This window comes from Mycolicibacterium vaccae NBRC 14118 = CIP 105934, from assembly GCF_001552715.1.
In the GTDB taxonomy this organism is placed as follows: domain Bacteria; phylum Actinomycetota; class Actinomycetes; order Mycobacteriales; family Mycobacteriaceae; genus Mycobacterium; species Mycobacterium vaccae.
This window is the reverse complement of the sequence record NZ_BCRS01000009.1, coordinates 19,165-32,626: the sequence shown is the minus strand read 5'-3', so window position 1 is coordinate 32,626 and position 13,462 is coordinate 19,165. Positions and strand designations below refer to the sequence as shown.

10 protein-coding genes are annotated in these 13,462 nt (G+C 68.9%); 2 read left to right on the top strand and 8 right to left on the bottom strand.

The genetic code is table 11. The features are described 5' to 3' along the window. Nucleotides 1-3: 3 nt before the first annotated feature. The 4 genes from MVA01S_RS03245 to MVA01S_RS03230 are packed head-to-tail and all read right to left on the bottom strand — an operon-like array spanning nt 4 to nt 5,863. The gene (locus MVA01S_RS03245; protein WP_003930193.1) at nt 4-2,397 is read right to left on the bottom strand and encodes an HAD-IC family P-type ATPase; all 2,394 of its coding nucleotides are present in this window, start codon (nt 2,395-2,397) and stop codon (nt 4-6) included. After that, entirely contained in the window at nt 2,394-3,986 is a 1,593-nt protein-coding gene (locus tag MVA01S_RS03240; protein WP_003930192.1) for a serine hydrolase, read from the bottom strand. The genes MVA01S_RS03245 and MVA01S_RS03240 overlap by 4 nt, the downstream gene beginning before the upstream one ends. A gap of 27 nt (nt 3,987-4,013) precedes the next feature. After that, a complete protein-coding gene (locus tag MVA01S_RS03235) occupies nt 4,014-5,126 on the bottom strand; it encodes an MBL fold metallo-hydrolase (protein WP_003930191.1) in 1,113 nt (370 codons plus the stop codon). Nucleotides 5,127-5,128: 2 nt separating this feature from the next. Further along, a complete protein-coding gene (locus MVA01S_RS03230; protein WP_003930190.1) occupies nt 5,129-5,863 on the bottom strand; it encodes an enoyl-CoA hydratase in 735 nt (244 codons plus the stop codon). Nucleotides 5,864-5,888: 25 nt separating this feature from the next. Here MVA01S_RS03230 and MVA01S_RS03225 point away from each other — a divergent pair, with 25 nt between their 5' ends. After that, nucleotides 5,889-7,364, top strand: coding sequence for an acetyl-coenzyme A carboxylase carboxyl transferase subunits beta/alpha (locus tag MVA01S_RS03225; RefSeq protein ID WP_003930189.1), 1,476 nt, complete (start codon nt 5,889-5,891; stop codon nt 7,362-7,364). 122 nt (nt 7,365-7,486) lie between these two features. Here MVA01S_RS03225 and MVA01S_RS03220 read toward each other — a convergent pair whose 3' ends face one another. The 4 genes from MVA01S_RS03220 to MVA01S_RS03205 all read right to left on the bottom strand — a co-directional run bounded on the left by MVA01S_RS03220 (nt 7,487) and on the right by MVA01S_RS03205 (nt 12,313). Then, the gene (locus MVA01S_RS03220; protein WP_003930188.1) at nt 7,487-8,854 is read right to left on the bottom strand and encodes a hypothetical protein; all 1,368 of its coding nucleotides are present in this window, start codon (nt 8,852-8,854) and stop codon (nt 7,487-7,489) included. 231 nt (nt 8,855-9,085) lie between these two features. Further along, nucleotides 9,086-11,095, bottom strand: a complete 2,010-nt coding sequence (locus tag MVA01S_RS03215; protein WP_003930187.1) for a YhgE/Pip domain-containing protein — start codon at nt 11,093-11,095, stop codon at nt 9,086-9,088. After that, nucleotides 11,095-11,745 (bottom strand): ATP-binding cassette domain-containing protein, encoded by a 651-nt coding sequence (locus MVA01S_RS03210; RefSeq protein ID WP_003930186.1) that lies wholly within the window; start codon nt 11,743-11,745, stop codon nt 11,095-11,097. Before MVA01S_RS03210 ends, MVA01S_RS03215 begins: the two co-directional genes overlap by 1 nt. A gap of 121 nt (nt 11,746-11,866) precedes the next feature. Beyond that, complete coding sequence (locus tag MVA01S_RS03205; protein WP_003930185.1) at nt 11,867-12,313, bottom strand: hypothetical protein; 447 nt, start codon at nt 12,311-12,313, stop codon at nt 11,867-11,869. Nucleotides 12,314-12,345: 32 nt separating this feature from the next. On the opposite strand from MVA01S_RS03205, the gene MVA01S_RS03200 reads away from it, so the two are divergent. Then, on the top strand, nt 12,346-13,449 hold the full coding sequence (locus MVA01S_RS03200; RefSeq protein WP_003930184.1) for an epoxide hydrolase family protein: 1,104 nt from the start codon (nt 12,346-12,348) through the stop codon (nt 13,447-13,449). Nucleotides 13,450-13,462 lie beyond the last annotated feature (13 nt).

Genomic DNA, 13,462 nt, shown 5'->3' with positions numbered 1-13,462 from the left:
ACTCTAGCTCTCGCGCGGCCGCCATAACCTGCGACGTTCACCCAACATCCGGCCCTCCACCCACCACAACACCTCGATGAGGACTGCGCCGGCGAACCCGATACCCAAGGCCATCGACGTGATCGCCACGTTCGACGGATCGAGGATGAACAGCTCGCGCGCGAACGGGATGCTGAAGATCACCACATAGGCCAGGGCCGAGACCGACACCAGCAACACCCGCCACCATTCGTAGGGGCGTGCCACCACCGAGAGCACCCACACCGCGGACACCAGCAGGGTGATCAACGCCGCCGTGGAGGCCTGCGTCTGCTCGATCTCGGTGGCCGCGCGCCCCTGGTAGGCCAGCAGGTACGACGTGAACGTCGCCGCACCGACGACGATGCCGGACGGCAGCGCCGCGGTCATCACCCGGCGCACGAAACCCGGCTGCGCGCGCTCGTTGTTCGGGGCCAGCGACAGGATGAACGCCGGGATGCCGATGGTGAACCACGCCGCGATCGTGACGTGGATGGGCTGGAACGGGAAGAGCAGCGGATCGGAGCCGAACAGCTTCGCCGACAACCCGGCCAGGCCGACGAGCACCGCCAGCAACACCGAGTACACGGTCTTGGTGAGAAACAGGTTCGAGACCCGTTCGATGTTGCCGATCACCCGCCGGCCCTCACCCACGACATAGGGCAGCGTGGCGAACTTGTTGTCCAGCAGCACGATCTGCGCCACCGCCCGCGAGGCCGAGCTTCCCGAGCCCATCGCGACGCCGATGTCGGCGTCCTTGAGCGCGAGCACGTCGTTGACGCCGTCCCCGGTCATCGCCACGGTGTGTCCGCGGGACTGCAGCGCATGCACCATCGCGCGTTTCTGGTCGGGGCGCACCCGGCCGAACGTCGTGTACTCCTCCAGCGTCTCGGCGAGCGCGTCGGGCTTCTCGGGCAGCCGGCGGGCATCCATCGTCTCGCCCGCCAGCCCGAGCGAGCCCGCCACCGCCCCCACCGACACCGCGTTGTCACCCGAGATGACCTTGATCACCACCCGCTGAGAGGCGAAGTAGTCGAGGGTCTCCCGGGCGTCGGGTCGGACGCGCTGCTCCAGCACCACGAGCGCGGCCGGGGTCACCGTGCCCGGGGCGTCGGGCGCGTCCACCGGCCGGTCGCTGGACGCGAGGAGCAACACGCGCAACCCCTGCGCACCGATGCGCTCCGCCTCTTCGGCGACCGGCGAAGCCGGGTCCAGCAGCACGTCGGGTGCCCCGATCACCCAGTTGCCGTGGTCCCGGTACGTGGTGCCGCTCCACTTGGTCGCCGACTTGAACGGCGCGGCGGCGGTCGCGGTCCAGCCGGGTGGGCTCGGGTAGGCCTCGGCGATCGCGGCCATGCTCGCGTTGGGCCGGGCGTCGTCGGCGGCCAGCTGCGCCAACACGGCGCGCACCTCCGACTCGTCGGGGCCCACTTGCCGGCAGTCGCTGACCCGCATGCCGTTCTCGGTCAGCGTGCCGGTCTTGTCCGCGCAGACCACGTCGACGCGGGCCAGGCCCTCGATCGCGGGCAGCTCGTTGACCAGGCACTGTCTGCGCCCCAACCGGATCACGCCGACCGCGAACGCGATCGAGGTCATCAGCACCAGACCCTCGGGCACCATCGGCACCAGCGCCCCCACCATGCGCAGCACCGACTCGCGCCAACCGGCGTCGGTCGTGAACAGCTGGGTGTAGATGATCAACGCGCCTGCGGGCAGCAACAGGTAGGTGATGAACTGCAGGATCTTGTTGATCCCGCTGCGCAGTTCGGATTTCACCAGCGTGAACTTGCTGGCCTCCTCGGCCAGTTTCGCAGCGTAGGCCTCCCGGCCGACCTTGGTGGCACGGTAGGCGCCGCTGCCTGCCACCACGAAGCTGCCCGACATCACGTGGTCGCCGGCGACCTTGGCGATCGGGTCGGCCTCCCCGGTCAGCAACGACTCGTCGACCTCGAGGTTGGCGTCCTCCAGGATCACCCCGTCAACGACGATCTGGTCGCCGGGACCCAGTTCGATGACGTCGTCGAGCACCACCTCGCTGGGGGCCAACGGAACGGTCCCGGACTGCCTGCGCACCAACGGTTTCGCCTGTCCCACGATGGCGAGCTGGTCCAAGGTCCGTTTGGCGCGCAGTTCCTGGATGATGCCGATCGCGCTGTTGGCGATGATCAGCAGCCCGAACGCGCCGTTGATCACCGAGCCGGTGGAGAGCACGATGATCAGCAGCACACCGAGGATGGCGTTGATGCGGGTGAACACGTTGCCGCGGACGATGTCCGAGACGCTGCGCGCCGCCCTGGTGGGGACGTCGTTGGTCTTGCCCTCGGCGACGCGCTGGGCGACCTCGGCGTCGGACAGGCCGGTGACCACCGAAGTCGTCATCGGGTGAAGACCCCCGTGCCCTCGTCGTCGAAGTACTCCAGCGTGAGCGCCGACCCGGCAAAGGTCGCCATGGAAACCGTTCCGGGCGGGGCGTTCTCGGAGGAGACCGGGAACGTGAACACGTCACCGTCCCAGGGCGTCAGCTCGAAGACCCCCCGCGGGCCCAGCGTGAGCTCCAGCCGTCCGTCACGTTCGGCGACCGTCGCGGGCCCCCAGTAGTCGTTGCGGTACACCCCGGCGTAGGACGGGAGCGGGCCGGACGGCTTCGCAGCCGCGGGCCGCTCGCGACCGACGAGACTCCCCAGCGGCTCGTCCATTTCCTCGAAGGCCTTGCCGTACAACGCATACCAGTCCTCGCGGACCTCCCCGAACTGCACCAGGTCGGCGAACTGCGCGGTCAGCGTCTCCGGGATGCCCGCCGGGGTCGCGTTGGTGAGCGCGATGATCGCGACGTCGGCCGCGGGGAGGAAGAGCACGTTGCTGGCCGCCCCGAGTTCGAACCCACCGGAATGGCTGAGCTGGGTGCGCGCACTGGAGGTGGTGTTCACGTTGAACCCGTAGCCGTAGGAGCCCGACCGCATCGCCGGCTCCGTGCCGCGCGCGGACACCGCCTGCGGGGTGAGCGCGGGCAGCAGCGCCTCTGCGTCGACCAACGCCTTGCCCTCGTGCTGGCCGTCGGCCAGCACCATCGCCATCCACCGGGTCATGTCGTTGACCGACGAGCTCGCACCGCCCGCGGGCGACTGCGCCTGCGCGTCGCGGACATAGCGCGGCACATACCGGCCGTCGAGATGGATGTGGCCCACTGCGCGGTCCGGCCTGGCCTCGTAGTCGCTGAACTGATAGCTGGTGGCGCCCATGCCCAATGGGTTCAGCATCGATTCCCGCGCCAGGTCCTCCCAGCTCTTCCCGGCACCGGCCGCCACCGCCTCGGCGCCCGCGGTCAGGCCGAAGTTGGTATAGGCATAGGAGACCCGGAACGGATCCAGTGGCAGGCCGCGCAGCCGCTCGAGGATCTGCCGCCGGTCGTAGCCGAGATCTTCGAGGCGGTCACCGGCGTGATCGGGCAGGCCGGAGCGGTGCGAGAACATGTCGCCCACGGTGACCATCCGGGTGACGGCGGGATCCGACAGCGCGAACCACGGCAGCCGCGACACGACCGGGGTGTCCCAGCCGACCTGGCCCTGCCCGACCAGCCCTGCCACGACCGTCGCGCTCAGCGGCTTGGACAGCGAGGCCAGCTGGAACACGGTGTCGGCGTCGACCCGGTTGTCCGGGCCGTCCGGGCGCTCCAGGTTCTTCACCCCGAAACCCTTCGCGTACACGGTCTTTCCGCCGTGCACCACTGCCACGGCCATCCCGGGGATCCCGGATCTGGACATCAGGTCCTCGGCGATGCCGTCGAGTCGGGTGACGGCGTCGGCGACGGCGTTCTCCGGTAGCGGCATCGCCGGGACCAGGGGCGGCGGCACGTCGGAAACCGGACTCGCCGACGGACCCGCGGCAGGCGTCTCGGCGTCCTTACCGCCGCACCCTCCCAGTAGCGCGACTGCCAGGACGAGCGCGCCGAACCTGACCGGTGAATTCATCCCAGCACCGTAGCGTGTCGCCGCGGTTCAGAACCGCCACCACGGGTCGAACGTCGACTCCGGGTCCACCCGCTGACCGGGAATCGGCACGGTCAGGCGTACCCGCTCGGCGTCGGCAGCGGTCAGCAGGCGTTCGGCGGGCTCGGACCACGGATGCGGGGCGAGGCGGAATGTCGCCCAGTGGATGGGCACCATCAGGCTGTTGTCCACCTCGGTCAGGTCCAGATGGGCGCGCACCGCCTCCTCGGGGTTCATGTGGATGTCGGCGAACGCGGGATGGTAGGCCCCGATCGGCAGCAGGGTCAGATCGAACGGACCGTACTCGTCGCCGATCTCGGCGAAGCTCTTCGTGTATCCGGTGTCGCCACCGAAGAACGCCTTGTGCGACGAGCCGGTGACCACCCACGACGCCCACAGCGTCGAGTCGCGGGAGAACAACCGGCCGGAGAAGTGCCGGGCGGGGGTGCAGACCAGCGTCAGGTCGTCGATGCGGTGGGCTTCGTGCCAGTCCAACTCGACGATCCGCGCCTCGGGGACGCCCCACTTGCGCAGGTGTGCGCCGATGCCCAACGGCACCACGAACGGGGCCCGCTGGGTGTGCGCCAACGCGACGATGGTGTCGATGTCGAGGTGGTCGTAGTGGTCGTGGCTGATCACCACCGCGTCCACGGCGGGAAGCGCCTCCAGCGGCACCGGGACGTCGTGCATGCGCTGCGGTCCGACCGCCCGTGAGGGCGAACATCTGTTGCTCCACACCGGGTCGGCCAGCACGCGGTAGCCGTCGACCTCGATCAGCACGCTGGAATGGCCGTACCAGCTGGCCGCCGCCGGCGCGGGAGTGGGATCCCCCTTCGGCGGCTCGGCCAGCGGGATCGGTCCGGGCGGCTTGCCCTGGGATGCGGCGTTGGCCAGATCGCGCAACAGCATCCGCTGCAGGTCGCGATCCATCGTGATGCCCGACGGGGGCTCCAGGTTGACGAACTTGCCGTCGCGGTAGTTCGGCGAGCGGCGCGCCACCGGCGCGACCTCGCCCGGAGTCGCGCCGAGGGCGGCAGGCGTGCCCTGCAGGGCGCGCAGCACGAACCCGCCGGCCAGCAGTGAGGCCGTCCCGAAGCCGTAGCGCAGCGCCGCCCGCACCATGATCAGGCGCCCGTGAACCGGGGCGGGCGCTTCTCGATGCGCGCCACCTGCGCCTCGATGATGTCCTGGCTGGCCCACGCCCGGTCGAAGAGTTCCTGGTGCGCCGGCCACGGTTCTTCGTAGGCGCCGTCGTCGTTAAGCACCCGCTTGGCGTGCTGCAGGGCCAGCGGCGCGAAGCCGGCGATCTCCTGCGCCCACGCCTGCGCGTCGGCCAGCGTGCCGATCCGGTTCGCCATGCCGGTCTGCAACGCGACGTCGGCGGTGAGCCGTTCGGCGGCCAGCAGCATCCCGCGGGCCCGGCCCGCCCCGACCAGGGACGTCAACCGGCGGATGGTCCAGTTGTCCAGCGCGATGCCGTATTTCGCTACCGGGAACTGGAAGTAGGCTTCGGGCGCCACCACCCGCAGGTCACAGATCATCGACAGGATGACGCCCGCGCCGATCGCAGGTCCGTTGATCGCGCCGATGACAGGCAGCGGCGCCCGGTCGATCGCGAGGTTGAGCTCCTTGGCCTTGTCGGGCAGCTCGTCGGCGACGCCCTGGCCGCCGGACAGGTCCGCACCCGAACTGAACACGTGGCCCGCCCCGGTGAGCACGACCGCGCGGACCTCCTCGGCGGCTGCCTTCTCGATCGCCTCACGCAGGCCGTCGACCAGTTCGGCGTTGAGGGCGTTGCGCCTCTCCGGTCGTTGCAGTTCCAGCGTCATCACATTGCCGTCGCGGGTGACTCCGATCATGAGCACAGACTATTAGCCTTTTCCTGTGAGCCGGATCCGCGCCCTGGCGCTGCGTGACGCCCTGCTGGACGACGGGTCCTTCGTCAGCTGGGACGGACCCCCGCCGGCGGTGCCGGTCTCGGCGGCCTACCGCGAAGAACTCGACGAGGCCACAGCCGCGACAGGCCTCGACGAATCGGTGCTGACCGGCGAGGGCCGGGTCTTCGGCCGGCGGGTGGCTCTGGTGGCCTGCGAGTTCGACTTCCTGGCCGGCTCCATCGGGGTGGCCGCGGCCGAACGCATCACCGCCGCGGTGCAGCGCGCCACCGCCGAGCGACTGCCGCTGCTCGCGTCACCGAGCTCGGGCGGCACCCGCATGCAGGAGGGCACGGTCGCGTTCCTGCAGATGGTCAAGATCGCCGCCGCCGTCGAGCTGCACAAGAAGGCCCACCTGCCCTATCTGGTGTACCTGCGGCATCCGACCACCGGCGGGGTGTTCGCATCCTGGGGTTCACTCGGGCACGTCACCGCCGCTGAACCCGGCGCGCTGATCGGATTCCTGGGCCCGCGGGTGTACGAGCAGCTCTACGGCGAGCCGTTCCCGCCGGGCATCCAGACCGCCGAGAACCTGCAACGCCACGGCGTCGTCGACGCCGTCATCCCGCTCGACGCACTGCGCGCCACGCTCGACCGCGCGCTGAAGGTCGTCTCCGACGCCCCCGGCGAACCACCGGGCGCCCCGACGCCCGAGCCGGTGCCGGACATCCCTGCCTGGGAGTCGGTCGAGATCTCCCGTCGTCCCGACCGGCCCGGCGTCAGCGCGCTGCTGCGGTACGGCGCCACCGAACGGGTGCTGCTGTCGGGGACGGGCCAGGGAGAAGCGGCGGCCATGCTGCTCGCGCTGGCCCGGTTCGGCGGTCAACCGGCGGTGGTGCTCGGGCAGCAGCGGGTGGTCGGCGGTCTGGTAGGCCCGGCGGCGCTGCGGGAGGCGCGCCGGGGCATGGCGTTGGCGGCGGGTCTGAAGCTGCCGCTCGTGCTCGTCGTCGACACCGCGGGTCCGGCGTTGTCGGCCGAGGCGGAGGAGGGCGGACTGGCCGGCGAGATCGCACGTTGCCTGGCCGAGCTGGTCACCCTCGACACCCCGACGATCTCGGTGCTACTCGGGCAGGGCAGCGGCGGTCCGGCGCTGGCGATGGTGCCCGCCGACCGGGTGCTGGCCGCGCTGCACGGGTGGCTGGCTCCGCTGCCGCCGGAAGGGGCCAGCGCAATCGTCTTCCGCGACGTCGACCATGCCCCGGAACTTGCTGCCACACAGGGTATTCGGTCGGTGGACCTGCTGCGCAACGGCATCGTCGATGCCATCGTGCCCGAGCACCCCGATGCCGCCGACGAGCCGAAGGCGTTCACCCGGCGGCTGTCGGCGACGATCGCGACCGAACTGCACCGGGTTCGCACGATCCCCGAGGACCAGCGCCTGACCGCCCGGCTGGAGCGCTACCGCCGTATCGGCCTACCCACCTGACGAGCGCCGAGCGCGCCGCGCACAGCGCGCCGAAATTGCATTCCACGCGGGCGATTTCGTTAAATCGGCGCACGGAATGCAATTTCGGCGCTTGACCGGGTAGGTGCGGTCAGGGGGTGCGGCTACTCGCCGGCGTCGGAGCCGCCGGTCGAGCCCGAGCCGCTGTCCGAGTCGCCATCGGAGTCGCTGCCTGCGTCGTCGCTGCCTGCGTCGGCCTTCTCGTCGGCCTTCTCGTCGGCTGCGTCGTCGGCTGCGTCGTCGGCGTCGTCACCGGCCTCCTCGTCGGCTTCTTCGCCGGGCACGGTCTCCTCGTCGGCGCCTGCCTCAAGCTCGGGCTCGGCGGCCTCCACGGGCTCGTCCCCGACGGCTTCCTCCTCGACCGTCTCATCCTCGGCGGACTCGGAAACCACTGGCACCGTGACGAACTCGGGGTCACCACCGGTGGTAACGGCCGGGTCGGCCGTCACCGCGTCATCGGCGACCACCTGGTCATTGGTGTCCAACGTGATCGTTTGGCCGGCAAGGATCGACGTGTCAGCGGCATCCCGCAGCGACGGCGCGGGGGTGGTCAGTGGCGGGGCCAGCGGATTGCCCTGCCCGTCCCAGCCGATGGCCTTCGCGATGGCCTTGGTCAGGCCGATCAGAGATCCGATGAACCCAGCACCCTGCCCGGGAAGCACCTCGGCGGGGTTGTTCGGATCGAAGATGATGTTGAGGCTGTTGAACATCGAACCGCCCCCGCTGAGCAGCCCGCCGAAAACCAACTCGACCTCCATGCCGGGGATCGGGAGATTCAGGCCGAGGGCGGTGAGCAACGGGGTGACCATCATCGTCTGACCGCCGTTGAGGAACGCGTCGACCATCGTGGTGGGGATGTTGATCAACGTGTTCAGAGCAGCTGCGAAGTCCGCGTTCTCCCCGCCGAGGCTCTGGAAGACCGAGTGGATACTCCCGCCCAAGGCCAGCACCGGGTTCATCACGAGGCCGGCCAGTCCGACCAGCGCACCGCTGAGGTAGGTGGTGGTGAACTTCAACAGCGGCACCAGCTGCGGCGGCGCGGGCTCGATCGCCCCGGGTACTCCGTCGAGGATGAGGTCGTAGATGGACGCGTGCAACGGCGCGAGCGTGCTCATGTCCTCGGCGAACGGCGCACCCAGCGCGGCGCCGACGTTGGTTCCCATCTGCCTCAGAATCGCGCCGATGTCGGGCAGCTCGCCGAGGTAGCCGATCTGGTTGGCGATGATCTGCTGCAGGATCGGCGCCGGGGCTTCCAGCCAGGCGCCGGCGAGGTTCGCGAAGTTGACCTCGGACTTGTTGAACAGGTCGAGCAGCGGGGTCAGCGGGTCGATCGCCGCACTGAGCGCCACCGCCGGGTCTGCCACCCTGAGGTCGGGCATCGCCGGGGCCACCACCACGGGGGCGATGGCGATGGCACTCGCGCCGAGCATCGCGACACCGGCGGTCGCATACGGACGAAGGGTGGTGTACATACAGCTCCTGTTTGTCGAGTTGGATCCAGCAAGCCGCGATATTACTGCTAAGTAAGTTCAAGTTGTTGTGTTTTCACAGATGTTGCTGGAAGTTTTTTCGTCAACGTCAGAACCGCCCTCGGCAACGCAGTGCAGTGTCCTCAACTGCGCAAATGCGTGGCCGACGGCTATAGCACGCACGCACGTCCCCAGCTACAGGCACCCAGGGGGTTCGCTACGGCGGGTGGAGCGTCATACCTCTATCGGAGGGTGCAGTCGATCCATCGTGTACTGCCGGTTACGGTGCGCCGACCATGCGCTGGCCGCCAACGAGATGACCAACAGACCGGAGAGCACCACGATCGCGATCCACAGCCGCGAGTCGATCCCACCGACGGTCAGCTGCCGCAGACCGTTGACCGCATAGGTCATCGGGTCGAACGGATGGATGATCTGGAACGGTTTGGCAGTGGTCTCCACCGGATAGATGCCTCCTGCCGAGACCAGCTGCAGCATCAGGAACGCGAGGGTCACGACGCGACCCACGGCCACCCCGAAGAGCGCGTTGAACGCCTGGATCAGCGCCAGGAACGTGCCGGCGATCAACCCCAGGAAGGCCAGCGTGGCCCACGGGTACTTGGCGTTCAGACCCACTCCGAAGTGCACGACCGCGTACATCACGACCACCTGGCAGACCGCGACCAACAGCGCGGGCCAATAGGAGGCCAGCACCACGCGCAATACCCCCAGCCCGTTGACCACGGGACGGGATTGCAACGGGGTCAACAGCATCCAGATGATCAGCGCACCGATGAACAGCGCCAGCGGCATGAAGAACGGCGCAAAGCCGGTGCCGAACGTGGCCGCCGGGTTGGTGTTGACCACGTCCAGCCCCACCGGCGCCGCCAGAGTCTGCGCCACGTCGGCCCGTTGCTGCGGAGTCCACGACGGCACCTGCCTGGTGCCCTCCTGCAGTTTGGTGGCCAGTTCGTGGCCACCGTCACGCAACTTCCCGGTCCCGTCCGCGAGTTGACTTGCCCCTGAGGAGAGTTCATGCCCACCGGCGGCCAACTGCACCAGCCCCGAGTCGAGCTGTCGGGCGCCGGCGTTCAACCGCTGAACCCCGTCTCGCAGCGTGACGACATCGGACCGCAGACCGCCGTTGAGCGCTCTGGTGAGGAAGACACGCAGCCTGCTACCCGGGTCTCCGAACTCGCTCTCCAGCCGGGCTGCGCTGTCGCGCAGCCGAAGCAGGCCCTCGTCGGTGGTCGGGTCGATGCCCTGAGAGCGCAGCAGCCGCTGCGCCCCGACAAGTGCCTGGCCCGCGTCGCGCACCGTCGGATCCGGGTTGGCCTGCAGGAACCCGACGGCTTGATCGACGATGGCCGCCGCCTGCGCACTGTTGATGTTCAGCGCGGCGATGCGTTCGGTCGTCGAACGGACCGCGCCGGACAGATGCTGGGCAGCGAACGCCACGTCATCGGGGTTCAGCTGCAGGCTGCCGACGCGATCGAGGACCTCCAACAACGGGCCCGTCGCGGTGTCCACGGCGCCCATCAATTGCTTTGTGCCCGAGGAGAGTTCGGCTGACCCTGCCCGGGCGGTGGCCAGACCCGACGACAGAGCGCCCGCACCGGTGGCCAGGCGCCGGGCACCGTCGTCGGCGGCATCCAATCCGCCGGCCAACTGCTGCGCGCCGTCGGCGGCCTGTTCGAGCCCACGGCCCGCGTCGCTGAGCCCGCTCAACACATTTCCGACCGTGCTCTCACCGATCTTCGCGTTGACCTCGTTGAGCACATCCCGGGAAGCGTTCTGTCCGATGATGGTCGCCAGGTAGTTGTTGGCGTCGTTGAAGGTGAACCGGATCTGGGCCTGCTGGGGGTCATCGCCCTCGGGCGACGCGACACGCTCGCTGAAATCCGGTGGCAGTGTGATCGAGAAGTAGTAGTCGCCACTGGCCACCCCCTCGGCGGCCTGCTCCCCTGACATCTCGGTCAGGTCGAGTTGCCCCGACTGCATCAGCGCGGCCGCGATCTCGTCCCCGGCGCGCAGCGGCTGCCCTTGGACCGACGCTCCGCGGTCCTCGTTGACCAGAGCGACCGGCACCTTGTTCACCTCGGCGAACGGATTCCAGAACGCCCACAGATACATCGCGCCGTACAGCAACGGCATCAGAATGATGGTGATCAGCGCGATCCGCGGCATGAGCCCTCGGGAATAGCGCTTGAGGTCGGTGCCCAATGACATTCCGGCAAGCGCCATCAGGCACCACCTTTCTGCGGTTCCGCAAGCTCGGCGCGGGTGGCGTTCTCGACCTCGATCTGGACGACTGGATGGCCCCGCACATCGTTGACACCGGCGGTGACGACCGTCTGGTCGCGACCGAGCTCGACCAGTCTGGCCACCAGCAGATCCCGGCTGCGGTCACTGGTGACCTGTTCCAGGTTTCCGACCACCAGCAACGGCGGCCGACCGGTGTTGGCCAGCGCGACGCGCAGCAGCAGCCCGTCGAGTTCGGTGAGCTCTTCGACGAACTCGGACAACGGAGGCAACGGAAGCTCACCGAACACCGGACGGCACACCCGCTCCAGATCGTCCTCGCCGGCACGCCCGATCATCTTGTACCACTTGGCATCCCAGCGCAGTTGCTCGGTGATCAGGTCACGCACCGTCACCGACTCGGCAACGGTGTCGAGTTCGTCGATACCGGCCAGTGCGGCGTTGGCGAAGATGTCCCGCACCCTGGTGCGCCCGAACACCGACAGCGATCCCGACACCGGACGCATCCGGCCCGCGAGCGTCATCAGCAGCGCGGTGCGTCCCGAACCGGGCGGGCACAGCAGCACCGTGACCCCGCCGGCGGTGATATCGAGGTCGAGCGGACCGTAGACCGGCCCCCACGGCCCGCGCATCGTGATCGCCCGCGCTGTTACCGCCACATCGGGCGTCGAACCGTCTGACACCCGCCAATCCCACCACACCGGCAGGCAGCGCAGCGCTCCTAGACATTGTGTTCGTCGGGTGAGGACCCGATCACGCGAGGGCCAGCGCGGTCAGCATGGCGCCGGAGGTGATCATCAGCAACGGAAGTCGCAGCAGATTCTTCCTGGTCCACCGGACCGCGGCGGCCTCGTCGACGTCGGCGGGGTCTGTCCGCTCGAACTGCGCCGCCTGCGGGATCAGGTCGAACAGCGTCCACAACCGCATCGCCGCCTGGCTGGCCAGCGCGACCAGCAACGCGACGCCGACGTCGGCGTCACCCCACGTCATGACCAGGGTGATGACCAGCAGCACCTCGAAGACCAGCGGCGCGGGCAGCCAGAAGCGGACCCGTGAGATGCCGCCGTTGTGCGACTGGATGATGCCGGGCCGCCTGGGCCAGTACGGGTCGACGACGAGCGCCTCGTAGACGGCGGCACCGAGGCAGACGCACGCGGCCAAGGCCGTCGTGGCGATCAGGATGAGCGTCGGGGTCCCCACAACCTGTGATTATGCAAGTGTCAGGATGGATCATGGCCGACATCTCGCCGTTCCGGATCTCGATCTCCGACCGCGACCTCGCAGACCTCAAGGATCGACTGCACCGCACCAGGTGGCCGGACGCCGAGTGCGTCGACGACTGGAGCCAGGGCATGCCGCTGTCCTACACCCAAGAGCTCGCCGCGTACTGGGCGGACGAATACGATTGGCGGGCAAGGGAAAGCGCGCTGAACAGGTTCGATCAGTTCACCTCCGAGATCGACGGGTTGAACATCCACTTCATCCACCAGCGGTCCCCGCGCGAGGACGCCTTCCCGTTGCTCATCACCCACGGGTGGCCCGGCTCGGTCGTCGAGTTCCACAAGGTGATCGGGCCGCTCGTCGACGCCGGCTTCCACGTGGTGTGCCCGTCGCTACCCGGTTACGGCTTCTCCGGCAAACCGGCTGCCACGGGCTGGGGTGTGGAGCGCATCGCCGCGGCATGGGACGAACTGATGGTGCGGCTCGGCTACCGGCGCTACGGCGCGCAGGGCGGGGACTGGGGCGCGGCGGTCACCACCCAGATCGGCCGCAACGCCGCGCACTGCGTGGCGATCCACACCAACATGCCGATCGGACGGCGTCCGAAGAACCTCGGCGAGCCCACGGCCGACGAGCAGGCCGCGCTGGAGCGGCTCGGCTATTACCAGCGGTGGGATTCCGGCTACTCCAAACAACAGTCGACGCGGCCGCAGACGCTGGGTTACGGCCTGGTCGACTCCCCGGTGGGACAGCTGGCGTGGATCGTCGAGAAGTTCTGGTCGTGGATGGACTGCGACGGCCATCCCGAGAACGTGCTCACCAGAGACGAGCTGCTCGACAACGTGATGATGTACTGGGCCACCGGCACCGGGGCCTCCTCGGCCCGGCTCTACTGGGAGAGCTTCGGCAGCTTCGCGGGCGGCGGCGCGGTCACGCTGCCGACCGGGGTCGCGGCGTTCCCGAAGGAGATCCTGCGGTCACCGCGGCACTGGTGCGAGCCCAACTACAACATCACCCGATGGACCGAGATGCCGCGCGGCGGCCACTTCGCGGCGTTCGAGCAGCCCGCGCTGTTCGTCGACGACGTCGCCGCGTTCTTCACCGACTTCCGCTGACCCCGCCGAGATT